Genomic DNA, 24220 nt, shown 5'->3' on the forward strand with positions numbered 1-24220 from the left:
AGTCCCGCCGCATCGGGACCCAGCCCCCTCTCCACAGGGTTGTAGCCAATCACTGCATGGAATCAGAACGTGGACTGAATCTGCACGCCGGCGACCACGGCATTGCGTACTTCACGCACACCACCCGGATGAGCGATGTACTGCAGGTTGGGGCGGATGCTCAGCCACTCGGTGGCCTGGATACCGTAGTTCAGCTCGATGTCGTACTCGGTGTGCTGTTCAGGCACGAAGTCCGCATCGTCGTAGCTCAAACCGCTGGCCTGATTGGCCGCACGGGCGTTGTGCAGGTATCGACTGCTGGCGTGCAGGCGCGCAACGCCCAGGCCCAGGGTATCGTCAGGACGCGCATCGAACGGCCCTTTGTACACCAGTGCCAGTTTCTGCAGGCTGTCCACCTGAGTAGTCGCCGCATCGAAGGCGCTGATGTTGGCATACAGCACCAGGCCACGCGAAGCGTCACCGCCGACCGTGGTCAGTTGCTGCTTGGCGGTCAACCACCAACCATGCTGGCTGTCATCGCGGCGGTAATCATTGCCAGTCACGGCCGCTGGCCGATTGTCGGCGTCCTTGTACAGGTCGTCAGCCTTGGCGGTGCTGTAGTAATACCCTGCGCGGTATTCACCTGGCAGCTGACCGAATGCAGGCGCCCACACCAGTTCCACCGGGATCATCGCCCCGGAGGTGCCAGCACCATTGAGCTTGAAGCCATTGTGGTTGTCGGCGTAGGAATCGTTGACAGCGAACACACCCACTTGCGCATAGACCTGATCCGTCACGTTGTACTTGACCCGTGCACCCCAGGTGCTGACAGGGCTCTGGGTGAAGCTGTCCACGAAGTTGCCAGGTTGCGAATCGCAGAAGGCCAGGTTCTGGAACTCACAGTCCTCCACCGCAAAGTCATCGCCGACCGCGAATCGGCCGGCCTTGAGGTTCAAGGCATCGTCAAACCAGCCCTTGCTCAACCATAGCTTGCTCAGTCGCGTAACACTGCCGTTGCCCGAAACCTCCTGAGTCGCTGACAAACCTTCAACCCGCGGATCGTTGATGCGTTCGTCATTGAGGCTTTTGCCGTTGGTGTTGTTCAGTTCCAGCGCGAATGTCGCGTCTTGCCAACCCAGCAGCTTTTGCAGATCGAACTCAGCGCCCAACGTGAACTGATCGGCGTAGCGCGTGGTATGGCGTTTGTCGTAGCCGCCGCGCAGGTTACTGGCGGATTCACCGAGATATTCCATCTGGATATCGATGCCCTTGTCGAGCAGCGCGGTGCGCTCACCGCCCCAGTCCCCGGTCATCCATTGTGAATCCGCGGCAAAAACACCGGCGGCGTGGCTGGCCGTGCTCCAACTGCAGGCTGCAGCGAGAGCGAAAACGAGTGGGGAATGGCGGGCAGGACGGGCAAGGGCCCGTTTGAATAGAAACATGATGGAAATCCATATCTGAATAGGCGTCACGGCATGACAGGGCCGAGCGCATTTATCGGGGTGGAGAAAGCGGCCGCGAATTTATCGCGTTTACGGTGAATGGAGGGCCAGCATGGACAAATTTTATCTTCTGGGAGGCGACGCTCAGGCCGACGGTTGCCCAAACACCTGAGAAGGCCGGCGCAAGGTCGGGTCGAACGGGTTGATGCGCGGGCCGATGGCGTTGGCTTCGCGCTTGAGCATCTCCACCACCGTCGGCAGGCGATCGGGGCCCAGTCGATCGGTCAGGGTCGCGACGCTCAGGGCCGCCACCGCATGGCCATCGCGGTTCAGAATCGGCACTGCCAGGCCAGCCATGCCATCCAGCACGTTGGTGTTGCGCCCGGCATAGCCCAGGCGCCTGACGTTGTCGATTTCCGAGCGCAGGAACACTTCGTCGTATAGCTGGAAATCCTTGAGCCGCGGCAGGTTGTAGCGAATCACCGTCTCGCGCTCGTCATCGGGCAGAAACGCCAGAATCGCCAGGCTGCCCTGCCCTACACCCAGGGCCACGCGCCCACCGATGTCGCCGGTGAAGGTGCGGATCGGGTACGGGCCTTCGCTGCGGTCCAGGCAGATGGCATCGAAGCCGCTGCGCGCCAGCAAGAACAACGAGTCGCCCAAAGACGCCGACAGCCGCAACAGGCTGGGCCGCACCAGGTCGCGCAGGTTGCCGCTGTGGCCCGCGCGCGCGGCCAGGGCGAAGAACTCCAGGCTCAAGCGATAACGCTTGCTGCGCGCATCCTGCTCGACCATGCCCTCGTCCATCAGGCTGCGCAACAAGCGGTGGGTGGTCGGCTGCGACAGCCCCACAGCCAAGGCCAGTTGCGTCACCCGTTCGCCGCCTTCTGGCACCTCGCCCAGGCAGCGCAACAGCGCGAACAGTCGCGCAACGCCGCCGGGACCTGTTTCCTTGCTGCTGATATTCCGCTCAGTGGAATCCATTTGCGCGCACGATCCTATATAAATTCATTAGATGAAAGAAAACGAAAATAATCTTCTCTCAGTGAAATTACTCATTGAGGCCATCCTATGCCTCGTCCTACTCTCCAGTCCACAGAGGCGAAATCAAAAACAACAGCCTGGCAGCCGACTCGAGATCGCGCGCCGAACTTCTTTGCAGTAACCCTTCGCTTCTGCCCCAGACCAAAGTGCCCGCCAAGGGCCGATAACGAGGTGGAACGCAGCCATGGCTTTTCTCCAACTTCAAGGTTTATGCAAACGCTACGGCGCGATCGATGCAGTGGTCGCCACCGACCTGAGCGTTGCCAAAGGCGAGTTCGTCTCCTTGCTTGGCCCCTCGGGGTGCGGCAAGACCACCACCCTGCAGATGATTGCCGGCTTCGTCGAGGTCAGCGCCGGGAAGATCGTGCTCGACGGCCGCGACATCACCCACGCCAAACCCAGCAGCCGCGGCCTGGGCGTGGTATTCCAGAGTTACGCGCTGTTCCCGCACATGAGCGTGCGTGACAACGTCGCCTTCGGACTGCGCATGCGCAAGGTCGCCGGCGCCGAGATCGACACCCGTGTCACTCGCGTACTGGAGCTGGTGCGTCTGCAGGCCCATGCCGAGCGTTACCCTCGTGAACTCTCCGGCGGCCAGCGCCAGCGCGTGGCTCTGGCCCGGGCGCTGGTGATCGAACCGCCGGTGCTGCTGCTCGACGAGCCGCTGTCGAATCTGGATGCCAACCTGCGTGAAGAAATGCAGTTCGAGATCCGCCGCATCCAGTGCGAGGTCGGCATCACCACCTTGATGGTCACCCACGATCAGTCCGAAGCGCTGTCCATCAGCGACCGCGTGGTAGTCATGCAGGCCGGCCGGGTGACGCAGATCGACGAGCCGTACACACTCTATGAGCATCCGCGCACGCGGTTCATTTCCGACTTCGTCGGCAAGGCCAACCTGCTGCCCGGCCACACCGACGCCGACGGCCGCGTGCAAGTGCTGAGCACTCAGGGCACCGGCGATCTGCTGTTGAGCCTGCGCCCGGAAAAAATCGATCTGCTGCCCGCGGGCAGTGGCCGCCTGCCGGGGCGCATTGTGGTGCGCTATTTTCTCGGCAGCCAGTGGTTGTATCGCCTGAGCACAGCCTTGGGCGAGGTCACTGTAGTGCGGCGCAACGACGGCAGCGCGCCGCTGGCCGAAGGCACCGAGGTCGGCCTCGACTGGCCCGATGAATTGCTGCGCGCGCTGGCTCAGGACGAGGTGTCGGCATGAGTTCAGCCCCTCCCCGCTGGACCACGCCGACGCTGTTGTCGGCGCCTGCGCTGCTGCTGTTCACCGGGCTGCTGGTGATGCCGCTGCTGCTGACGCTGGTGCTGTCGTTCAACGTCTTCGACTACAGCGTCGGGGTCAAAAGCGACGCCTGGACCTTGCATCAGTACGTGGCGGTGTTCAGCGACTCGTACTTCTACGAGATCTTCTGGCGAACCTTCTGGATCAGTGCCCTGGTGACCTTGCTGTGCGTGGCCATCGGCGTGCCCGAGGCCTACATCCTCAGCCGTATGGGCACACCCTGGCGCTCGCTGTTCCTGATTTTGATCCTCACCCCGTTATTGATTTCGGTGGTGGTGCGCGCCTTTGGCTGGAGCCTGCTGCTGGGCGCCGACGGCTTGGTCAACCAAGCCATCCAGGCGCTGGGTGGACGCCCGCTGAAGCTGCTCTACACGCCGTTTGCGGTGATCATCGCGCTGGTGCACGTGATGCTGCCGTTCATGATCATTCCGGTCTGGACTTCGCTGCAAAAACTCGACCCGGCCGGCGAGCAGGCGGCGCTGTCGCTGGGCGCCAGCCATGCCAAGGTCATGCGGCTGGTGGTACTGCCGCAGATCATGCCCGGCGTGCTGTCCGGGACCTTGATCGTGTTCGGCCTGGCGGCCAGTTCGTTCGCCATCCCCGGCCTGCTTGGCGGACGGCGCCTGAAGATGGTCGCCACCGTGGTCTACGACCAATACCTCTCGGAACTCAACTGGCCCATGGGCGCAGCGCTCGCCGTAGTCCTGCTGCTGGCCAACCTGCTGATCATGCTGTCCTGGAACCGAATGGTCGAAGGCCGCGTGAAGAAATCCCTGGGGGAATGACGATGTCCCGTAACGGTCCGCTTGCGCTGTCTTTTCATGCCTTGGTGGTGGTGTTCATGCTGGCGCCGCTGGTGGTGGTGTGCCTCGTGGCCTTCACCCCGGAAAACACCCTGAGCCTGCCCACCCACGGTTTTTCGCTGCGATGGTTCCGCGCGGTATTCGAGCGCGCCGACTTTATCGATGCGTTCTACAACAGTCTGATTCTGGCGTTCGTCGCCGCCAGCCTGGCGACCTTGATCGCGGTGCCCGCAGCGCTGGCGATCACCCGCTATCGGTTTCGCGGGCGCAACTTTTTCAATGCGCTGTTTCTGTCGCCGATCATCATTCCGCACCTGGTGCTCGGTGTGGCCATGCTCAGGCTGTTCGCGCTGATGGGCGTCAACGGCAGCTTCGCGTGGCTGATGCTTGCCCACGTGGTGGTCATCACGCCCTATGTGCTGCGCCTGGTGATCGCCGCCGCCATCGGCATCGACCGCAGCGCCGAACAGGCAGCCGAATCCCTGGGCGCCAGCCGCTGGACGCTGTTCCGCCAGATCACCCTGCCGATGATCCTGCCGGGGGTGGCCGGTGGCTGGTTGCTGGCGTTCATCAACAGCTTCGACGAAGTGACCTTGTCGATCTTCGTCACCTCGCCCGCGACCCAGACGCTGCCCGTGCGCATGTACGTGTATGCCACCGAATCCATCGACCCGATGATGGCCGCCGTCTCGGCGCTGGTCATCGCCCTCACCGCGGTAACCATGATCGTCCTGGACCGTGTCTACGGGCTGGACCGCGTATTGGTAGGAAAACACTGATGACCTTGCTCAAGCGCCTGGCCGAACAGGACCGTCCGACACTGCCCTTCACCCTCGACGGCCAACCCGCTGTCGGCCTGCTGGGTGACACCCTGCTGACCGCCGTGCTGACCCAGGCCGACCACCTGCGCGGCAGCGACTTCAGCGCCGAGCCGCGCGCAGGCTTCTGCCTGATGGGCGCTTGCCAGGACTGCTGGGTCAAGCTTGGCGGCGGCCTTCGAGTGCGGGCATGCTCGACCTTGCTGGAAGCCGACCTGATAGTCGAACGCGAGCCGGGGCGCCAACTATGAGCACAGTGATCGTCGGCGCTGGCCCGGCCGGTATCAGCGCGGCGCAAACGCTGGTGCATTACGGCATCCAGCCGCTGCTGCTCGACGAGGGCCTGCGCGGCGGCGGGCAGATCTACCGCCGCCAGCCGGCCAACTTCAAGCGCGATGCCAAGGCGCTGTACGGTTTCGACGCGGCCAAGGCCACGGCGGTGCATAAGGCCATGGATGACTTGGCTGACCAGATTGACTACCGCCCGCAGACGCTCGTCTGGAACGCCGAACGTGGCCAACTCGATACCCTCTGCGACGGCCATGTGAGGCGCGTCGATTATCAACACCTGATCGTGGCCACCGGCGCTACCGATCGCATCCTGCCGGTGCCAGGCTGGAGTCTGCCGGGTGTCTACAGCCTGGGCGGCGCGCAGATCGCCCTGAAGTTTCAGGGCTGCGCCATCGGCCAGCGCGTGGTATTCGCCGGCAGCGGTCCGTTGCTGTATCTGATTGCCTACCAGTACGCCAAGGCCGGCGCCTGCGTGGTCGCCGTTCTCGACAGTGCGCCCTTCAGCGCGCAGGTCCGAGCGGCGCCCGCACTGCTCGGGCAGCCAGCGACTTTTGCCAAGGGCCTGTATTACCGCGCCTGGCTCACCGCTCATGGCATCCCTGTGCACAGCGGCGTACAGGTCGAAGCCATCCACGGCGAACACAGGGTCAGCGGCCTGACCTCGAACGACGGCCAGACGCTGGACTGCGACGCGGTCGGCATCGGCCACGCACTGCGCAGCGAGACACAACTGGCCGACCTGCTCGGCTGCCAGTTCGCATGGAGCGCGCTCAACCGCAGTTGGCTGCCACAACGCGACGCGTTGGGCCGCAGCAGCGTCGAAGGGGTTTACCTGGCCGGCGACGGGGCGGGCATCATGGGTGCCGACGCCTCGCAAATGGCCGGCGAACTGGCGGCCCTGGCACTGCTTGCTGACACCGGCGTGAACATCGACCACGGCCGGTGCAAGCAGTTGCTCGAACAACTGGCGAGCATCCAGCGCTTTCGTCACGGTCTGGAAAAAGCCTTTCCGTTCCCGACCCACTGGGCCGCCGAGACGGCTGACGCCACACTGATCTGCCGCTGCGAAGAAGTCAGCGCCGGCGACATTCGCCAGGTCGTCGCCGAAGGCCATTGGGAGATCAACCGGGTCAAGGCCCATTGCCGCGTCGGCATGGGCCGCTGTCAGGGCCGCATGTGTGGTGCTGCGGCCTGCGAGCTGGTCGCCCACAGCAGCGGCCGGAGGATCGACGAGATCGGCCGCCTCCGTGCACAGGCACCGATCAAGCCGCTGCCGTTCGGCGTCGAGGTGGACGCATGAGCGGGCCATTGAGCAGCGAAGTCATCGTCCTCGGAGGCGGCATCGTCGGCGCCTCGGCGGCATTCTGGCTGGCCCGGCACGGCACACCGGTAACCTTGCTGGAGCGCGATTTTTGCGGCGCGCATTCCAGCGGCGTCAACTATGGCGGGGTACGGCGGCAGGGGCGACCGCTGACCCAATTGCCATTGTCGCAACGTGCTCATGAGATATGGGGCGAGTTGCCGGGACTGCTAGGTATCGACGGAGAATACCTGCGCAGCGGCCATCTGAAACTGGCCCGCAGCGATGCCGACATGGAGCGATTGGTCGCCTACGCCCACGCCAGCCGTGGCTTCGGCCTCGATCTACAGTTGCTTGATCGTCAGCAACTGCGCCAACGCTTCCCGTGGATCGGAGACGTGGCCGTCGGCGCCTCGTTGTGCCCCGACGACGGCCATGCCAATCCGCGACTGGTGTCACCGGCCTTCGCCCAAGCTGCAAAGCGCGCGGGAGCAAGGGTATTCGAGCAAAGCACCGTGGAGACTGTCGAGCATCATGGCACGCTATTCAAGGTGCGCTGCGCCAACGGTTTGCAGGCCGAGGCGCCGTGGCTGCTGAACTGCGCCGGGGCTTGGGCCGGCACGGTAGCAGGCTGGTTCGACGAAGCCGTACCGATGCATTCGGGCCATCCGGCGATGCTGGTGACCGAGCCCTTGACGCGGGTGATGGACGTCAGCACCGGCGTCGAAGGCGGCGGTATCTATGCCCGTCAGGTCGCCCGCGGCAACTGCGTGCTCGGCGGCGGTCAGGGCTTTGCTTTGGATGCGAGCACCGCGCGCCCTGGCCAGGCGGCGGTGCTGGACATTCTACGCAACGCCGCCGAGCTCTATCCTTTTTTGACCGGCGCCCAGGCGATTCGCACCTGGAGCGGCACCGAAGGTTACCTGCCCGACCGCGAACCGGTGATCGGGCCCAGCAGCACCACGCCTGGCCTGCTGCACGCCTTCGGCTTCGCCGGGGCCGGTTTTCAGATCGGCCCGGCAGTCGGCGAGGCCCTCGCGCAGTGGGTCTGCGAGGGCCGCAGCGCACAACCGCTCGACGCGTTTTCGATTCACCGTTTTCCATCCATTGCCTAGAGGAAGGTTGCACCATGAACCACGTCAAACGTTGCACTGCATCCCTGTCGCTATTGGCCCTGCTCGGCGCCGCTACCGGCGCCCAGGCCGACCCGACCCTGTACCTGGGCATGAACGGCGGCACCATGGAACGGCTGTACGCCGACAAGGTGTTGCCGATTTTCGAGAAGGCCAACCACGTCAAGGTAGTGATCGTCCCAGGCACCTCTTCCGACATCCTTGCCAAGGTCCAGGCCAGCAAGGACAACCCCCAGATGCACGTGATGTTCCTCGATGACGGCATCATGTACCGCGCCATCTCCATGGGCCTGTGCAACACGCTCGAAGACAGCCCGGTGCTCGCCGACATCCCGGCCAAGGCGAAGATCAAGGAGCAAGCGGTAGCCGTGACGCTGGGTGTGACGGGGCTGGCCTACAACAGCCGCCTGTTCAAGGAAAAAGGCTGGGCTACGCCGACCTCGTGGATGGATCTGGCCGATCCGCGCTTCAAGGACAAAGTGGTGTTCCAGTCGCTGGCCTCGTCGACCTTCGGCCTGCACGGCTTCCTGATGTTCAACCGCATCCAGGGTGGCAGCGAAACCAACGTCGAGCCGGGCTTCACGGCCTGGCCCAAAACCATCGGACCCAACGTGCTGGAATACATCGCCAGCTCCGCGCAGATCTCCGAGATGGTGCAGACCGACGAAGCCGCGCTGTTCCCACTGACCCCGACCCAGGTCAGCGCCCTGAAGCTCAAAGGCGTGCCGGTCGAATATGCCCAGCCCAAGGAAGGCGCGGTGGTGCTCAACGTCGCCGAGTGCGCGATCGCCCACAACGACCAACCCGAACTGGCGCAAAAACTGGTGGCCTTCCTGCTCTCGCCAGAGGCCCAGTCGCCGGCACTGGAAGAAGGCGACCAGATCCCCTCCAACCCGAAAACCCCGACCACCGACAAGACTCGGGCGGGTGTCGAGGCCATGGACAAGTACCTCGAGACAGCGATCTCCATCGACTGGGATCAGGTCAACCAACAGCGGCCTGCATGGAATGCGCGTTGGAGCCGGTCGATCGAGCGATAGGCATTTGTGTGCGGGCTTCATGGCTTTTTCATTAGCAAATAACCACAAGTTCTTTTACGAACGACTCGCGCCTACCTATGGTTCCAAGGCTGCACGGCCCTCGGCAGGCGTTGCCGGGGCTCGCCTCGGCGACCGCGCTCGCTGGCGACCGCTTCAACCTCAGACCCAAGGTCCTGCCATGCACATCGTTACCCTGCCAGACACTCCGCTGCTGGCCACCTCTATTCGCGCCACGGCGCAAGTCTTCGAAGACCCACGCTCACGTGCGCTGCTGGCGCGCCTGGAGCAGATCGCCCCCAGCGATGCCAGTGTGCTGGTAATCGGTGCCACCGGCACCGGCAAGGAGCTGGGAGCGCGCCACGTACACCAGCTCAGCGATCGGCGCCAGGGACCGTTCGTGGCGGTCAACTGCGGGGCGTTCGCCGAAAATCTGGTCGAAGCAGAACTGTTCGGCCACGAGAAAGGCGCCTTCACCGGCGCCCTCACGACCAAAGCCGGCTGGTTCGAGGAGGCCCATGGCGGCACCCTGTTCCTGGACGAGATCGGCGATTTGCCGATGGCCATCCAGGTCAAGCTGCTACGGGTCTTGCAGGAGCGCGAGATCGTACGTGTGGGTTCACGCAAAAGCATCCCGGTGGATGTGCGGATCGTCGCGGCGACCAACGTCGCGCTGGAAAAGGCGGTCGCGGCGGGACGCTTCCGTGCCGATCTGTATTACCGCATCAACGTCGCGCGGCTTGACCTGCCACCGCTGCAGGCACGCCCCGGCGACATCCTGCCGCTGGCTCGGCATTTTGTGGCGCGCCATGGCCGGCGTCTGGGGGCTCGGCATATCGAGCTGGAGCTGCAGGCCCAGCAAAAGTTGCTGCGCTACTCGTGGCCCGGCAATATCCGCGAGCTGGAGAACGCCATCCATCACGCGCTGCTGGTGTGTAGCGATCAGCGTATCCGCGAGGCCGACCTGCAGTTGTCCGAACTGCCGGCCGTGTTCCACGATTCAGCCGCGCAGCCCGCCGCTGCCGTTGACGCCCCACACACGGCCGACGCCTTGCTGCAGCGCGCCTTCGATCAGCTCTTCGAGGAACAGCCCGAGCGCCTGCATGAGCACGTCGCCGATGGGCTGGTGCAGGCAGCCTACCGCTACTGCCAGCACAACCAGGTGCACACCGCCGAGCTGCTGGGCCTGAGCCGCAACATCACACGGGCGCATCTGATTCGGATCGGGGCGCTGGTGGTCAACAAGCGGCGGGCGCCGTTGCTGGATCTCGACAACCCGCCGTTGGCGCATTTCTCGATTTGAGAACGATCCTGTAGCGCGACGTCATGCACTACATGTCGCGGTACAGCAAGCCATCAATACGACAGCCTCCAACGTCGTACACCTGTGGGAGCAGCGCTTGCTCGCGACGCGGCCAGTGCTGACACCCCCTCTCAACCTGCTACCTTAGATCCGGACCTTCTCTCAATCCAAGGACATCCATGAACCGTTCGCTACTGGCCCTGACCCTCGCCACTCTGCTGGCACCTGCTCTGTCCCACGCCGCGACTTCATCTGCCGCGATTACCGATACGCAATACCAGCAAGTCCTCAAAGGCCCATGGCGCGCGCCGGAAAACAGCGTCCGCGACCCGTACCGCCACCCCGAACAAACCCTGAAGTTCTTCGGCCTGCGCAACAACCAGACGGTTATCGAGATCACCCCAGGTGGCGGCTGGTACAGCGAAATCCTCGCGCCCTTGCTCAAGGATCACGGCCGCTACATCGCCGCCCTGCAAGGCCCGACGCCCACCGACACCCTCAAGCGCAAGTTCGATGCCGACCCCGAGCATTACGCCAAGGCGCAATTCGTCACCTTCGATCCCGCTGCGCCGGTATTCGGCAAACCGGCCTCCGCCGACCTGGTGCTGACCTTTCGCAACGTGCACAACTGGGTCATGGCCGATGACGCCGCGCAGATGTTCTCGGCCTTCTTCAAGGTGCTCAAACCAGGTGGCGTGCTCGGCGTGGTCGACCACCGCGCCAAGGATGGCGTCGACCTGCAGAGCATCAAGGACAGCGGCTACCTGCCCACCGCCTATGTGGTGAAGCTGGCGACCGCGGCGGGCTTCAAATTGCAGGCACAAAGCGAAATCAACGCCAACGCCAAAGACACCAAGGACTACCCGGCAGGCGTGTGGACGCTGCCGCCGACCCTGAAACTGGGTGATCAGGACCGGGCCAAGTACGTGGCGATCGGCGAGTCGGATCGGTTGACGTTGCGGTTCGTGAAACCTGGCAGAGTCGAGCAGTAGATCGCCTCCCCCGACAACAGGCAGCAATGCTCGTAGCACAGCGCCTGCTTCGCGCAGTCCGCGCAGGGGCCAAACCGCCCCTGCGCGATGGCTCATCGGCGATGCCATTACCCGCCAGGGGCGCCTCCGCGCACACCTGTCAGATCTGCTAGTACACCTTGCCCACCGAATAGCTGAGACTCGCACCTGTCGCAATGACCGGATGCAACGTGTTTGGCCTTGAGCGCCTTGCTGGATATCCGCCAATCGCCACTAAGGGTGGCGATGTAACTGCTCGGCACACCTGATGTGCAAATTCAGCTTGCCAGTGGGGATCGTGGTTGCCGCCGATACCGCACTGCAGAGCGCTAGGTACTCGATTTCGCTTCTTCCACGTTGCACCGCTTGCCGGTGCGAAGTCCGGCGCTTTGAATTTTGCGCTTCGCCACACTGCGGCCGATGCGGAACTGATCATGGCAATCATCAGCAACCGATCCCTGCAACGCCTGCGCGATACGCCAGCATCATGACGCTTGGACCCAGCGCTCAAAATACCGTGCTGGCATGAGCGTAGGCCGCCTGGTGCCCGGCCCACCCCGCTAACCGGATCTAAGCATAGGCTTATCTACTATTTGGTATATACCAAATATCTGGATTATAAAGAGTGCCCCCCACCGTGCAGGCAATCTGATTCATGGCGTCGCTGAAATTAATGCTCGAGTACTTCCACCCTTGGCCGAATTCGGCAGGGTTCTACCTGGCCCGCGAACGTGGCTGGTACGCCGAACTGGGCCTGGATGTAGAGCTGCGCGTGGCCGATCCGGAGCGCGGCGACAGCCTGCAGCACCTGGTCGAGCAGCAGGTGGAACTGGCGGTATGCCCGAGCAATCGTCTGCTGGTACGCCGTGATCAGGGTCAAGCGCTCACGGGCGTCGCCGCCATCAACCATGCCGGTCTGGAAGCGTTTCAAACCCTCAAGGAATTCGCCATCGAGCGCCCCCGCGATTTGATGGGCAAACGCCTGGCGCTGAATCCCACACCCCGTGGCCTGGCAATGGTCCGCGACTTGGTGCGCCGCGATGGCGGCGACCCCGATGCGGTGATCATCGTCGACAGCGGCGCCCGCGAACTGCGCCCAGAAGAACTCGCCGCCGGGGTCGCCGACGCCAGCTTTGGCGGCTATTGGGCCTGGGAAGCCTTGATGGACAGCCCCATACCCGCAGAACGCCGGGTGGTGCACCGCGTCAGCGATTGGGGGGCTGTGGCCTACCACAGTTATCTGCTGGCGGCGGGCGATGCCTGGCGGGCGGCCAACGAGGCAACGCTGCAAGCGTTTCTGCAGGCCAGCAAACGTGGCTTCGAGGCCGTTGCGCAAGAGCCGGGCCTGGCATTGGCGGCCTATGAGCGGGTCATTCCATACTTCCCCACCACACTGATCGAGCGCTCGCTGCACCTGATCGCGCCGACCTGGCTGCATCAAGGGCAATGGGGCCAGCAACGTCAGGCACTGGTGGAGCCTTATGCCCACTGGCTGCACGAACACGGTATCGTTACCCACCCGCATGCCTGGCAGCAGGCGATCACCAACGACTACCTGACGGAGCCTCAGGCATGAGCCAACCCCTGCACACCCATGGTCTGGCCGGCGAACAAGTGGCCGCCGACTGGCCGGCACTGAGCAGCAGCGACGTGAACAGTGTGCTGAGGCATTTCCCGCACCTGGGCGAACTGTTGCGCATCGATTGGCACAGCCCGCGGCCGTTCTCCTCGGCGGCGCTGATCAGCACCGATCGCGGTGAATGGTTCGTCAAGCGTCACCATCACACGGTGCGCGAGCCTGCGTGGCTGGAGGAGGAACACGCCTTTATCGCGCATTTGCGCCAGCGCGGTATCGGCGCCCCCGAGGTGCAGGCCAGCAGTGACGGGCGCAGCGCTTTGCAGATCGGCGACTGGACCTACGAGATCCACCGCCGCGCCGGCGGCCAGGACCTGTACCGCGATGCGCAGTCCTGGTCGCCGTTCCAGACCCGCGCTCACGCCTATGCCGCCGGGAAAAATCTGGCGCAGTTGCACAATGGCGCCGAAGGGTTCAGCGCGCGACTGCGCCAGGCGCAGGTGCTGACCAGCCGTTGGCAAGTGTTCGCCGCTGAGGATCCCCTCGCAGCGTTGACGGGCTACCTGCGCGCACATCCGGCCGTGGCCGCCTACCTGGGGCAACGGGACTGGCAGGCCGAGCTGCAGCGCCACGTGCTGCCGGCACTGCATGCCCTGCGCCCCTGGCTGGCCGACCAGCCGCCCTTGTGGACGCACAACGACTGGCACGCTTCCAATCTGCTGTGGGACGCCCACGACCTGGTCGAGAGCGTGCTGGATTTCGGCTTGTGCGACCGCACCTTCGCGCTCTATGACCTGGCCACCGCGCTGGAACGCAATACCGTGCCTTGGCTGCAACTGGACAGCGACGGACAGGCCCGTGCCGACCTGGAGATGGTCGACGCATTGCTGGAGGGGTATCACGCGCTGCGGCCGTTGTCCGCGTCATCGATCACGGCCCTGACGGCCTTGCTGCCGGTGGTGCATGCCGACTTCGCGCTGTCGGAGATGGTCTATTTCGCCGAGATCCTGGGCAATCTGGAGAGCACCGATATCGCCTGGCAGCGGTATCTGCTTGGGCATACCGAGTGGTTCGCCGGGGTCGAGGGGCAGCGATTGCTGGCGCATCTGCAGCGCAAACGATTTTCGTCGGGGCCGGCGCAGGAGCTGACGGATCTGTGCGAGCAGGGCTGGCCTCTTCGCGGGCAAGCCTTGCTGCCACAGAGACAACAGGCACTGAATCGTCCACTTGCGGGAGCAAGGCTTGCCCGCGAAGAGACCCCTACAGACACCCGAGAAGACACTGACCCACTGGTATCCATAGACTGGCTCGCCGCCCATCTGCACCAGCCCGGCCTGATCGTTCTCGACGCCACGGTCGTGCTGCCCTCCCCCCGTTTCGACGGCGACTATCGGGCCGACAGCGGCTACCCAGGCTGGCTCGACGAGCACATCCCTGGCTCCCGCCATGCCGACCTGACCCGCGATCTGCACAACGCCGACGCGGCCTACAGCTTCGCCATGCCGGACCTCGCCGCCCTGGCCGCGCAGTTGCAACGCCTGGGCATCGACGATCACAGCCGCATCGTCATCCATGATCGCAACGACGGCTTCTGGGCCGCGCGCCTGTGGTGGATGCTGCGCAGCGTCGGCATCCAAGCCAGCCTCCTCGACGGCGGCCTGACAGCCTGGCGTGCTGCGGGCCAGCCGATCGACACAGGGCCGGGCCGCGAGCAGCCGAGCGCCTCGGCACCGACGCTGCGCCCACAGCCCGGCCATTGGGTCGATCAACAACAGGTGCTGGCCGTCAGCCAGGGCCAAACTACGGGCCGACTGGTCTGCGCCTTGGGCCAAGGGGTGTTCGAAGGCACTGCCGCCACCCGCTATCAGCGCCGCGGGCACATCCCCGGCAGCCTCAATCGCCCTGCCCGGCAACTGTTCGACGAGCAAGGCCGCTACTTGCCCCGCGCTCAGCTCAAAGAAGTCCTGGGTGCGGCGTTGCTAGTCAGTCACGAGCCCCTGCTGCTGTACTGCGGCGGCGGTATTTCAGCGGCTGCCACTGCTTTCGCCCTGACCCTGCTGGGGCGCGCCAACGTGATGATCTACGATGGCTCGCTACAGCAGTGGAGCGCCAACCCCGCCTTGCCAATGACCACCGGACCAACTCCGGCCTGATTTGCCGATTCAATTCCAATGCCTCATCCTGCGCTCCCAATAAAAAACGGCGCAGCGGATGAGTGCGCTCGGCCATCCCTCTGTCATGCAAGGAGCTGTAATGATTCATCGCCTTCCCTTCCCCGTCCGGGCACTGGTCGCGAGCATGAGCCTGCTCTCGCCCTGGGCATTCGCCGACGACGCCACCACCCTGAGCGCCATCACCGTCACGGGTGAAGCCGCCGACAGTTATCGCGCCACCGAAGCCTCGGTCGGCGGAGGCAAGCCAGCGCCGCTGATCGATACCCCCGCGGCCATCTCGGTCTTCAACAGCCAGCTGCTGCAGGATCAGCAGGCCCGCCTGCTCAGCGAGGTGCTGCGCAACGATGCCGCGGTCGGCGACAGCTATGCACCGGTCGGCTATTACGAGAACTTCGTGGTGCGCGGCTTCTCCCTCAACGCCGCCAGCAGCTACAAGATCAACGGCCGCACCGTGACCGGGGAGCAGAACATCGCCCTCGAAAATAAAGAGCAGGTCGAGGTGCTCAAGGGCCTGGCCGGCCTGCAAAGCGGCGTCAGCGAACCCGGTGGCGTGGTCAATTACGTGACCAAGCGGCCCAAGGACGTGCGCTCGATCACCGCCGGTACCGACGAGCAAGGCGGTCGCTACCTGGCCACCGACCTGGGCACCTGGTTCGGCAGCGAGCAGCAATTCGGCGTGCGCGCCAACCTCGCCCATGAAGACCTGCGCTCCTATGTCGACCACGCCGACGGCAAGCGCGATTTCGCTTCCCTGGCGGTGGACTGGAACATCGATCCACGCTCGACCCTGCAGCTGGACGTCGAGTACCAGAGCCGCGAACAACGCTCCGTGCCCGGCTATCAACTGCTCGGCGGCATCGCACTGCCCCATCACGCCAATCCCCACGATCTGCTGGGCTATCAGAGCTGGTCGAACCCGGTCGGTATCGATTCGCTGAACATGAGCGGACGCTATGAATACCGCCTGAGCGACGACTGGAGCGCGCGCCTGAGCCTGTCGCGCAGCCGCGTGGTCATCGATGATTACAGCGCCTTCCCCTGGGCCTGCTACGGCGCTGCCAGTTGCGCCGACACGGCGGTGCCCAATACATTCAGCCGCGAAGGCGACTACGACATCTATGACTTTCGCAGCCCCGACGACACGCGGCGCACTGACGAAGCCGAAGCGGCAGTATCTGGGGAGTTCTTTACCGGCGGCCTGCGCAATGAACTCGACCTGGGCGTGAGTGCGTTCCGCCGTACCGTCGACAAGCGCGAAGCCATCAACCAATACGTCGGGGAAGGCAATATCAACGCGTATCCCGACACCTTCGCGCCCTACGATGGCGCCCTCAACCACACCTACCGCAACCTCGACAGCCGCCAGTACGGGTTGTTCTTCAACGACCGTTTGCACCTGAACGAGCAGTGGCAGCTGCTACTGGGCGGCCGCGAAGTGCGCCTCGACGAGAAGTCCTACGACACCGACGGCAGCGTCACCCGCCATACGCAAATGTGGGAGTTCTTGCCCAACCTGGCAGTGCTCTACAAACCGCGCGCCGACCTGTCGCTGTACGCCCGCTACAGCAAGGGTTTGTCGCTGGGCAGTGCAGCGGCCTGGTACACCACCAATGCCGATCAGACCCTGGCCCCGAGTGTCTCGCGGCAAGTGGAAATCGGCATCAAGCAGGACTGGCAACGCCTGAGCCTGGGCGCCGCGCTGTTCCAGATCACCCAGGCGTATCAATATTCGCGCCCCAACGACGATGGCACCAGCACCTACGTGCAGCAGGGTCAGCAGAAGAACATCGGCCTGGAGCTCACCGCCAGCGGCCGCGCCAGTGAGCGCTTGCAGGTGTCTGCCAGTGTCGCGGCGATACGGGCGAGGGTCACCGGCAGCGGTACCGATGCCTACGAAGGCCATCAATCGATCAATGTGCCAACGCTGCGTGCCAGCCTGTCGGCCGATTACAGCGTGCCGGGCATCGACGGTCTGTCGCTGCTCGGCGGCATGCAGTACAGCGGCGCCAAGTACGCCGACCGCAGCGCCGACGTCAAGGTCGGCGACTACGCGGTGTTCAACAGCGGCGCGCGATACACCACCCGCATCGACGGGTATGACACGGTGTTTCGCCTGACGGTCGACAACCTGTTCGACAAACGCTACTGGCGCGACGTTGGCGAATCCGTCGGCGACGGTTACCTTTTCCTCGGCGCCCCGCGTACCGCGCGGCTGTCGGCCACAGTCAACTTCTGAAGGAGTCTGCGTGATGTCCCCTCTTGAAATCATTGCTGTACTGGTCAACGTCCTGGGTGTCTGGCTCACCGCGCGGCGCACGCCATGGTGCTGGCCGGTCAGCGTGGTCGCGGTGCTGCTGTACGTGTGGATTTTCTATGACGTGAAACTCTACTCCGACATGCTCCTGCAAATCGTCTTCGCCTTCCTGCAGGGCTACGGCTGGTGGCGCTGGCAGACCGGGCGCATGGACCACGGCAAGGTGCGTATCGAACCCCTGGCACCACGCCTGGCGCTGGTCAGCCTGGCAGTGGGCGCCGTGATTTCGGTGGCGCTAGGCGCCAGCATGGCGCATTTCACCGATGCTTCGCTGCCCTGGCTCGACGCCAGCCTGACCGGCTTCAGCCTGGTGGCCAGCTACTGGGCAGCGCGCAAGTTCATCGCCAGCTGGTGGCTGTGGATCATCCTCGATGCCATCTACAGCGGCCTGTACTACTACAAGGCGCTGCCGCTGACCGCCGTGCTCTACGCCGGCTTCATCCTGCTGGCAGCCTATGGCCTGCGCGCCTGGCAGCGTGATGTGGAGAACGACAACGCCGCCGCGCCGGTGCCGTCATGAGCGCGGCCCCAGTATCGACATCCTCTGCTTGCACGCACAGGTCCCGGAATGAGCAATAAGGCCCCGCAGCATCAGTACCTGCGCATCAGCGAGCAACTCAGCGCGGACCTCGACGCCGGCCGCCTGCAACGCGGCGAGCGGCTGGCCCCCGAACGCGAGATGGCCGAACACTTCGGCTGCACCCGCGTGACCCTGCGCCAGGCGCTGCAGCGCCTCGAAGCACAGGGCAGCCTGTACCGCGGCCCGCGCCGGGGCTGGTTCGTATCACCGTTGGCGGTGCACTACGACCCGACCCGCACCACCAGTTTCATGGACTACGTCACCGCCCAGGGCCGCGAACCGCGCACCGAATGCCTGATCGCCGAATACCGCCCGGCCGGTCCGTGGCTGGCAGCAAAAATGCAGGTCGATGCCGCCGAGCCGGTGTACTGGCTGCAACGGCGGCGCTGGGTGGATGGCGTGCCGGTGCTGCTGGAGACCAACGTGCTGCGCGCCAGTAACTGCCCCGACCTGCTCGACCAGCCCTTGAATGGCTCGCTGACGACCCTGCTGCGCGAGCGCTTCGACCGCCGCCTGGCACGCAGCGAGATCAGCCTCAAACCGCTGCTGCTCGATCAGCAGCAGAGCGACCTGCTGGACATCGCCGAGGGCTCCAACGGCCTGTACCTGCAACGCCTGTGCTTCGATCAGAGCGGTGCAGTGGTGGAGTATGACCAGGAGCATTGGCGGGCGGATGCGGTAGAAGTGGTGATGGCGATCAGTGGGTGAGCGCTATCTTGTCGGGCCGATGCAGGCGCATGACCGGGCAGCGACCGGTCACACAGGTGCAAGGTGCTGCGAACCGAGTGGCTACTCAGCCCAGCACGTCATGATGCAAGGTGTCCGCCACCCCTAGCGCCACCAATGGCACTTCGGGGGCCGCCAGCGCCGCCGCGGCCTTGGCGAAGGTCACGTTGGAGCGAGTCAGGTCGTACTCGACATCGCCCTGGATGGCGATTTCGAAGCGATGCCCTTGCGCATCCGGTTGCAGGTCCTTGAGGTAGGTGCGATCGAGCGCGCCGTTGTAGCTGATCTTGAGGGTGTGGTCGGTGCCATCGCCAAAGCCGGTGTAGCCCAGCCTGGAGACGTCGATGCGGTCCTGGTACAGCTCGAAGTCGGCGATCAGATCGCCGTGGCTGACCTGGGCGGTGCGATAGCTGTCACTGGCCGCCGTGTAGAGGAACACGTCCCTGCCGCTGCCGCCGTTGAGCACATCGCGGCCGGCGCCGCCCACCAGCACGTCATCACCGCCCGCCCCAGAGAGCTGATCGTCGCCGGCGCGGCCGCGGATGATCTCGTCGATGGGCGAGCCACTGAGCACGTCATTGCCCGCCGTGCCGAGGATTTCCGGCGTGCTGAACAGCACGTTGTCGTTGTTGAGTTGCCCGGCATAGTCGCCGTTGAGGACGAGCTCGAAACGGTGGCCGCTGGCGTCGGCGTCGAAACTTTTCAAATAGGTGAAGCTACTGTCGTTGTTGGCAACCACCGCCAGGGTGCCATTGTGGCCGTCGCCCAGGCCGGTAAAACCCAGGGTACTGAGGTCGATGCGGTCCTGCTCGGCGTTGAAGTCGACGATATGGTCGCTGGCGCTGGTGGTCGCGGTGCGATAGCTGTCGTCGCGCGAGGGGAAACGGAACACGTCCGCGCCGCTGCCGCCTGCCAACTGATCGCGACCGCCACCGCCCTCCAGCACATCGGTACCGGCCAGGCCTTGCAGGGTCTCGGCGGCAGCGGTACCGACCAGCACGTCGTCTACCGCCGAACCCTGAATATAGGACTTGCCGTTGGGGCTGGCGAAGGTGGTGTCGAGCGAGCCGTCGCTGTCAAGGCGGATGATGCTGTAGTCCTGGTTGTTGCCCAGTGCACTGGTGCCGGCGACGAGGATCTTGCCGTCGGCAAGCACCGTTACCGAGTGGGCTGCGTCGTGGCCCTGGACGTCCAGGGTGGTCTGGCCATCACCGCTGAAGGTGGTGTCGAAGCTGCCATCGGCGTTGAGCCGTACCAGGCCAAAATCCGCGGAACCGGCGCCGGCGATGAGGATCTTGCCATCGGCCTGCTCGGTCACCGCACTGGTGTAATCCAGGCCCGTGCTGTTGCCCAGCACCACCTGCCCATTCGTACCGAAGCGGGTGTCGAGGCTGCCATCGGCGTTGATCAGCGCCACGGCATATTGATAGCTGCCGTCGGCGTAGACGGTGCCACCGAGCAGCAGCTTGCCATCGGCCAGCAACGTGGCACGGGCGTCAAACAGTTCGATGCTGGAGATGATCACGGTGCCCTGGTCGCCGAAGTTGCGGTCGAGGCTGCCATCGGCGTGCAATTGGGTCACCACGACGTGATCGTCGGCAGTACCGGTCAGCAGGATCGAGCCATCGGCGTTGAGCTTGATCGTGGCGCTGCCCGGGTCGATCCCGGCGGCGATATCGACCCGGCCAGTGCCGTTGAACGCGCTGTCCAGCGCCCCTTGGGCGGTGAAGCGGGTGACCTGAAAATCGAAGCTGCTGCCATTGTAGGTCATGTAGGACATCAGCAATTTGCCATCGGGCTGCACGGCGAGGGTGTAGCCCTGATCGATGGAGACCTCGGCGTCGATCACCGTGCGCCCGTCAGTGCCGTAGCTGTGGTCGAGGGTGCCGTCGGCGTTGAGGCGCACGATGGAGTAGTTGTAATCGGTTTCGAAGATACCGCCGTAGAAGGTGAAGCCGGCGACGAGGATCTTGCCGTCGTCCTGCACGGCGATGCTCTGGTTGAGGTCGTCAAAACCGGTGACGTCGAGCACGGTCTTGCCTGGGGAGGTGCGGGTGGTATGGGCTGTGGTGTCAAGTGCGGAGGTATCGAGAGCGGCCATGGGACAGTCCTTTGCGCGGGTGGTAAGGAAAGAGGCGTCGCGCCTCGGCTCCTTGACCCTAGCGGCTTTTCGGGCCTGCGCCAGAAGGGTGAAAGGTCAGTCGTCGGAGTGGTGCGGTGTGGCACATGGCCTCTTCGCGAGGAAGCGTTGCGCCCGTGGGTGTTAGCCGATATCGAGTCGTACTTAGCTGTGGGAGCAAGGGTGCGCGCCGGGCAGGTCGGGCCCACGGGGCGAGCCCCCTTGCGACAGGTTCAGAGTGCGGTCACCGCAGGAAAGGTCTTGAACCGCGATGTCCCATCGCGCTGCAACTGCTCTACCAGCCCCAGCTCCCAGTCCAGATACTCGCGGAACGCGGCGTTGCGATCCTGCAGCTGATACGGCGAACGCCACACATCATCGGTGCTGTCCCACAAACGCTGCTCCCCTTGCTCGAGCTTTTGCCCGGCCTGGCGCCAGGCCTGGGTGCCCCCTTCAAGCACCAGCACCTGGCGCACCACGTGCGCCTGCACTTCGGCCGCAGCCAGCTGGGCGATACGTCCGTCACTGGAGGTGAGCACTACCGCGCCGCTGCCGGGCAACTCGCGCAACCGCTGGTCGAGCCGTGCGCGAATGGCGAACCAGGCACCCGGCACATGCCCCTCGCGATACGCCAGGCTGCTGTCCAGGTCGAGTACTACGGCGTCACCCGCAGGCAACAGCTCGGCCAACGCCGCCGGGGTCAGACGCTGCACCTTGGGCAACGGCGCGCGCAACGGCTGTGGATCATCGCCGCGTTCGCTGGCCTGCGCGGCGTCGACACGCAGGATCGACACCTCGGCCCAACCGATCTGCGCCAGCCACGAGCCCGCCGCCGCCGCGCGCACGCCATGCTCATCGTCGACCAGCACTACCCGCGCGTTCTGCACGCCGATGTACACGTCCACTCCCTGTACCAACTGCCCGCCTTCGGCCCAGCGTGCGCCCGGCAGATGCCCGGCCTGGTACTCGGCGCGGGTGCGCACGTCATACAGGTACAAGGTGCGCTGGGTCGCTTCCAGGCGGTAATGCTCCAGCGTCGGCAGATCGATCACCGGCACCCTGAAGTGCTCGATCAGGTGCCTGGCTGCGGCATCCGCGGCTTGCAAGCGTGCCGGGGCCGCCACTGTGGCCTCGACACCGCTTTGCAGATCGAAGCCGGCCATGAGCCAATCCATGGTGCCGTTCTCCAAGGCCAGCACCGGGTTCTTGAGCCCGGCGTTGATCAGCGTCTGCGCGCCGATGATCGAGCGCGTACGCCCGGCGCAGTTGATCACCACTGGCGTGCTGTCGTCGGCCAGCAGCGGATGCACGCGATAGACCAGCTCGCCATTGGGGCACGCCTGGGCGCCGGGAATGCTGAAGGTGTCGAATTCGGCGAGGGTCCGGCCATCGAGCAGGACGATCCGTTCACCGTTGTCGAGGCGCTGCTTGAGGGCCTCGGCGCTCAGGTGCGGCGTGCCGTACTGATGCTCGACGAATTCGCCGAAGCCTTTGCTCAGGGCGCTGGTGCCGGTGAACAGCTCGCCACCCTGGGCCCGCCACGCCGCGACGCCGCCCAGCAGCACACTGACCTGGTTGTAGCCCAGTGCCTGCAGCTTGGCAACGGCGCGGCGGGCCAGACTTTCGTCCCCGGCATCGGTGACGATCACCGGGGCGTGCAAGCGCGGCAGCAAGGTCGCCGCGCGCAACTCCAGCTGGCTCAGGGGCAGGCCGGCGCTGCGCAGGATGTAACCGTCGCGCGCCTGCACACCCTGCTCGCGGACATCGATCAAAGCGATTTCGCCGGTGCCGGCCAAGCGCTCGCGCAACTGGCCGACGGTCACGGTCGGGACGATGGCCTGTTCGGTATTTTGGGGAGCTGACATGTCGTGATCCTTCATCGAGTTAGTGAGTGGGCGAGGGACATCCGCGGGAAAATTGACGCAGCGCTTCGCGGGCAGAGCCCGCTCCCACAGGGACAGTGGCGTGTTCGAAATGGCGCAAGCGCTCCAGCAACGCCAGGCCGTCGATACCGGCTTGCGCGCCGCAGCTGGCAGCCTTGGCGGCAAATTCGGCAGCGCTCAGCGGTTGCTGACGCGAGCCCGGCAAGTGCGCCTGCAGCGCCTCCAATACCCGTCCGTCACGCAGGGTGATGGCCACGGTCACCGGGGCGAAATCATGGTTGTTGCGCGGGTCGACGCGCAGGTGCACCTTGCGCAGCACCCGGGCGATGTCGGCGTCCTGCAGCGCCTCCGGCCGCAGATGGGCGAAGGTCACCGGGCCGCGCAACACGGCGGTTGCCAGGTGGTAGCGCAGGTTGAACTGGGCGAGCATTTCCAGATCGCCCTCCAGGCTGAACTCGGCCCCCACATAGCGAAACATGAAGGGCGAGACGTAGGCGACGATCTCCAGAATCTCCTGCTCGTCGACCTCATGGCGCTGACGCAAGTCCAGGGTGGCTGCGATGGCCGCCTGGCTGCAAGCCGAGACTGGCCAAGGCTTGAGCGAGGTGTCGAGCAGTTGCCAGTCTTGCCACAAAGCGCTGAACAGGCGCTTGTCGTCGCCTGCCTCATACAGCGCACGCAAGCCGAAACGCCCCTCTACCGCCTGGCTAGCCGCCGTGGCACCGGCCGCAGCCAACTGCGCGGCGAACACGCCGTTGCGGCTGGCGAAGGCCGGTTGCAAACGCCGACTGATCGCTGCTTCCAGACTGCCCTGCTGGGTGCCCGCGCCCTGGGCCAGGGCCAGGCCCATGGCATCGGACAACTGCTCGGGCGCTAATTTCATCAGCAAGCCTGCGGCCAGTGCCGCGCCCAGGCATCCGTACAAAGAGGTGTGCGACCAGCCCGCGCTGCGCTGGGTGGCATGGTGGGACAAACGCCCGACGATCTCGCTGGCGGCGACGAACGCCAGCAGCAACTCGGCGGCGCTGCTGCCCAGGTGTTCGGCCATGGCCCAAGCGGCCGGCAGGCACACGATGTCGGCATGGACCTTGTCATTGATGCTGGCGTAACCGGGCATCGCCGCGTGCAGGCTGTTGATGAAGGCCGCGTCCACCGGCGACATCGGCGCGCGGTCGTCGACGAACCAGGCGTGGCAGTTGCCGACCGAGGGCGCCAGGGTGGCGCACAGGTTGCGGGCCAGGGTCGAGGTCTGCCCGGCGGCGGCAACCAGCAAGGTGTCGGTCATCAACAAGCGTGCCTGATCCACCACCTCGCCAGGCAGATCGTCGTAGCGCAGGCGGCTGGCGGCCGTGGCCAGGCGCAGCGTGATGGAGTCACCGCGCATGCGCCCTCCTCCA

General features: G+C 64.7%; 19 protein-coding genes. 14 read left to right on the plus strand and 5 right to left on the minus strand.

The window, feature by feature from the left end:
* Positions 1 to 62: 62 nt before the first annotated feature.
* Together REH34_RS02610 and REH34_RS02615 are read right to left on the minus strand one after the other, a co-directional pair.
* Positions 63 to 1421 (minus strand): carbohydrate porin, encoded by a 1359-nt coding sequence (locus tag REH34_RS02610; RefSeq protein ID WP_409373231.1) that lies wholly within the window; start codon positions 1419 to 1421, stop codon positions 63 to 65.
* Positions 1422 to 1565: 144 nt separating this feature from the next.
* Positions 1566 to 2405 carry an IclR family transcriptional regulator gene (locus REH34_RS02615; protein ID WP_311970632.1) on the minus strand — a complete coding sequence of 280 codons (840 nt, stop codon included), beginning with the start codon at positions 2403 to 2405 and terminating at the stop codon, positions 1566 to 1568.
* A gap of 244 nt (positions 2406 to 2649) precedes the next feature.
* Here REH34_RS02615 and REH34_RS02620 point away from each other — a divergent pair, with 244 nt between their 5' ends.
* The 14 genes from REH34_RS02620 to REH34_RS02685 all read left to right on the plus strand — a co-directional run bounded on the left by REH34_RS02620 (position 2650) and on the right by REH34_RS02685 (position 18803).
* Positions 2650 to 3678, plus strand: coding sequence for an ABC transporter ATP-binding protein (locus REH34_RS02620; RefSeq protein WP_311970633.1), 1029 nt, complete (start codon positions 2650 to 2652; stop codon positions 3676 to 3678).
* Positions 3675 to 4541, plus strand: coding sequence for an ABC transporter permease (locus REH34_RS02625; RefSeq protein WP_311970634.1), 867 nt, complete (start codon positions 3675 to 3677; stop codon positions 4539 to 4541). Before REH34_RS02620 ends, REH34_RS02625 begins: the two co-directional genes overlap by 4 nt.
* Positions 4542 to 4543: 2 nt before the next feature.
* Positions 4544 to 5338 carry an ABC transporter permease gene (locus REH34_RS02630; protein WP_226504690.1) on the plus strand — a complete coding sequence of 265 codons (795 nt, stop codon included), beginning with the start codon at positions 4544 to 4546 and terminating at the stop codon, positions 5336 to 5338.
* Complete coding sequence (locus REH34_RS02635) at positions 5338 to 5628, plus strand: (2Fe-2S)-binding protein (protein WP_311970635.1); 291 nt, start codon at positions 5338 to 5340, stop codon at positions 5626 to 5628. The genes REH34_RS02630 and REH34_RS02635 overlap by 1 nt, the downstream gene beginning before the upstream one ends.
* Entirely contained in the window at positions 5625 to 6968 is a 1344-nt protein-coding gene (locus tag REH34_RS02640; protein ID WP_311970636.1) for an FAD-dependent oxidoreductase, read from the plus strand. Before REH34_RS02635 ends, REH34_RS02640 begins: the two co-directional genes overlap by 4 nt.
* Positions 6965 to 8083: an FAD-dependent oxidoreductase gene (locus REH34_RS02645; RefSeq protein WP_311970637.1), complete on the plus strand. Its 1119-nt coding sequence runs from the start codon at positions 6965 to 6967 to the stop codon at positions 8081 to 8083. Before REH34_RS02640 ends, REH34_RS02645 begins: the two co-directional genes overlap by 4 nt.
* A gap of 14 nt (positions 8084 to 8097) precedes the next feature.
* Positions 8098 to 9141, plus strand: a complete 1044-nt coding sequence (locus tag REH34_RS02650) for an ABC transporter substrate-binding protein (protein WP_311970638.1) — start codon at positions 8098 to 8100, stop codon at positions 9139 to 9141.
* A 178-nt stretch (positions 9142 to 9319) separates the two neighbouring features.
* Positions 9320 to 10441 (plus strand): sigma 54-interacting transcriptional regulator, encoded by a 1122-nt coding sequence (locus tag REH34_RS02655; protein ID WP_311970639.1) that lies wholly within the window; start codon positions 9320 to 9322, stop codon positions 10439 to 10441.
* Positions 10442 to 10620: 179 nt separating this feature from the next.
* Complete coding sequence (locus REH34_RS02660; RefSeq protein WP_311970640.1) at positions 10621 to 11433, plus strand: methyltransferase domain-containing protein; 813 nt, start codon at positions 10621 to 10623, stop codon at positions 11431 to 11433.
* A 673-nt stretch (positions 11434 to 12106) separates the two neighbouring features.
* The gene (locus REH34_RS02665) at positions 12107 to 13027 is read left to right on the plus strand and encodes an ABC transporter substrate-binding protein (protein WP_311970641.1); all 921 of its coding nucleotides are present in this window, start codon (positions 12107 to 12109) and stop codon (positions 13025 to 13027) included.
* Positions 13024 to 15180, plus strand: coding sequence for a phosphotransferase (locus REH34_RS02670; RefSeq protein WP_311970642.1), 2157 nt, complete (start codon positions 13024 to 13026; stop codon positions 15178 to 15180). The genes REH34_RS02665 and REH34_RS02670 overlap by 4 nt, the downstream gene beginning before the upstream one ends.
* Positions 15181 to 15325: 145 nt before the next feature.
* Positions 15326 to 17437: a TonB-dependent siderophore receptor gene (locus REH34_RS02675; protein ID WP_311972034.1), complete on the plus strand. Its 2112-nt coding sequence runs from the start codon at positions 15326 to 15328 to the stop codon at positions 17435 to 17437.
* Between the two features lie 13 nt (positions 17438 to 17450).
* Positions 17451 to 18035, plus strand: coding sequence for a nicotinamide riboside transporter PnuC (gene pnuC, locus REH34_RS02680; protein WP_226504701.1), 585 nt, complete (start codon positions 17451 to 17453; stop codon positions 18033 to 18035).
* A 48-nt stretch (positions 18036 to 18083) separates the two neighbouring features.
* Positions 18084 to 18803 carry a UTRA domain-containing protein gene (locus REH34_RS02685; RefSeq protein WP_311970643.1) on the plus strand — a complete coding sequence of 240 codons (720 nt, stop codon included), beginning with the start codon at positions 18084 to 18086 and terminating at the stop codon, positions 18801 to 18803.
* A gap of 85 nt (positions 18804 to 18888) precedes the next feature.
* On the opposite strand, the gene REH34_RS02690 is transcribed toward REH34_RS02685, so the two are convergent.
* The 3 genes from REH34_RS02690 to REH34_RS02700 form a co-directional block, all read right to left on the minus strand.
* Complete coding sequence (locus REH34_RS02690) at positions 18889 to 20922, minus strand: M10 family metallopeptidase C-terminal domain-containing protein (protein ID WP_311970644.1); 2034 nt, start codon at positions 20920 to 20922, stop codon at positions 18889 to 18891.
* A gap of 251 nt (positions 20923 to 21173) precedes the next feature.
* Entirely contained in the window at positions 21174 to 22805 is a 1632-nt protein-coding gene (locus REH34_RS02695; RefSeq protein ID WP_311970645.1) for a rhodanese-like domain-containing protein, read from the minus strand.
* A 19-nt stretch (positions 22806 to 22824) separates the two neighbouring features.
* On the minus strand, positions 22825 to 24207 hold the full coding sequence (locus tag REH34_RS02700) for an MmgE/PrpD family protein (RefSeq protein ID WP_311970646.1): 1383 nt from the start codon (positions 24205 to 24207) through the stop codon (positions 22825 to 22827).
* Between the last annotated feature and the right edge of the window lie 13 nt (positions 24208 to 24220).

The sequence above is a fragment of the Pseudomonas baltica genome, from assembly GCF_031880315.1.
Classification (GTDB): domain Bacteria; phylum Pseudomonadota; class Gammaproteobacteria; order Pseudomonadales; family Pseudomonadaceae; genus Aquipseudomonas.

Excerpts from the sequence above, each read along its gene's own strand:
- REH34_RS02640 (WP_311970636.1), top strand. The coding sequence starts at position 5,625 with ATGAGCACAGTGATCGTCGGCGCTGGCCCGGCCGGTATCAGCGCGGCG.
- REH34_RS02625 (WP_311970634.1), top strand. The coding sequence starts at position 3,675 with ATGAGTTCAGCCCCTCCCCGCTGGACCACGCCGACGCTGTTGTCGGCG.
- REH34_RS02675 (WP_311972034.1), top strand. The coding sequence starts at position 15,326 with ATGAGCCTGCTCTCGCCCTGGGCATTCGCCGACGACGCCACCACCCTG.
- pnuC (WP_226504701.1), top strand. The coding sequence starts at position 17,451 with ATGTCCCCTCTTGAAATCATTGCTGTACTGGTCAACGTCCTGGGTGTC.
- REH34_RS02635 (WP_311970635.1), top strand. The coding sequence starts at position 5,338 with ATGACCTTGCTCAAGCGCCTGGCCGAACAGGACCGTCCGACACTGCCC.
- REH34_RS02620 (WP_311970633.1), top strand. The coding sequence starts at position 2,650 with ATGGCTTTTCTCCAACTTCAAGGTTTATGCAAACGCTACGGCGCGATC.
- REH34_RS02665 (WP_311970641.1), top strand. The coding sequence starts at position 12,107 with ATGGCGTCGCTGAAATTAATGCTCGAGTACTTCCACCCTTGGCCGAAT.
- REH34_RS02645 (WP_311970637.1), top strand. The coding sequence starts at position 6,965 with ATGAGCGGGCCATTGAGCAGCGAAGTCATCGTCCTCGGAGGCGGCATC.
- REH34_RS02660 (WP_311970640.1), top strand. The coding sequence starts at position 10,621 with ATGAACCGTTCGCTACTGGCCCTGACCCTCGCCACTCTGCTGGCACCT.
- REH34_RS02650 (WP_311970638.1), top strand. The coding sequence starts at position 8,098 with ATGAACCACGTCAAACGTTGCACTGCATCCCTGTCGCTATTGGCCCTG.
- REH34_RS02690 (WP_311970644.1), bottom strand. The coding sequence starts at position 20,922 with ATGGCCGCTCTCGATACCTCCGCACTTGACACCACAGCCCATACCACC.
- REH34_RS02610 (WP_409373231.1), bottom strand. The coding sequence starts at position 1,421 with ATGTTTCTATTCAAACGGGCCCTTGCCCGTCCTGCCCGCCATTCCCCA.
- REH34_RS02700 (WP_311970646.1), bottom strand. The coding sequence starts at position 24,207 with ATGCGCGGTGACTCCATCACGCTGCGCCTGGCCACGGCCGCCAGCCGC.
- REH34_RS02670 (WP_311970642.1), top strand. The coding sequence starts at position 13,024 with ATGAGCCAACCCCTGCACACCCATGGTCTGGCCGGCGAACAAGTGGCC.
- REH34_RS02615 (WP_311970632.1), bottom strand. The coding sequence starts at position 2,405 with ATGGATTCCACTGAGCGGAATATCAGCAGCAAGGAAACAGGTCCCGGC.
- REH34_RS02630 (WP_226504690.1), top strand. The coding sequence starts at position 4,544 with ATGTCCCGTAACGGTCCGCTTGCGCTGTCTTTTCATGCCTTGGTGGTG.
- REH34_RS02695 (WP_311970645.1), bottom strand. The coding sequence starts at position 22,805 with ATGTCAGCTCCCCAAAATACCGAACAGGCCATCGTCCCGACCGTGACC.
- REH34_RS02685 (WP_311970643.1), top strand. The coding sequence starts at position 18,084 with ATGAGCAATAAGGCCCCGCAGCATCAGTACCTGCGCATCAGCGAGCAA.
- REH34_RS02655 (WP_311970639.1), top strand. The coding sequence starts at position 9,320 with ATGCACATCGTTACCCTGCCAGACACTCCGCTGCTGGCCACCTCTATT.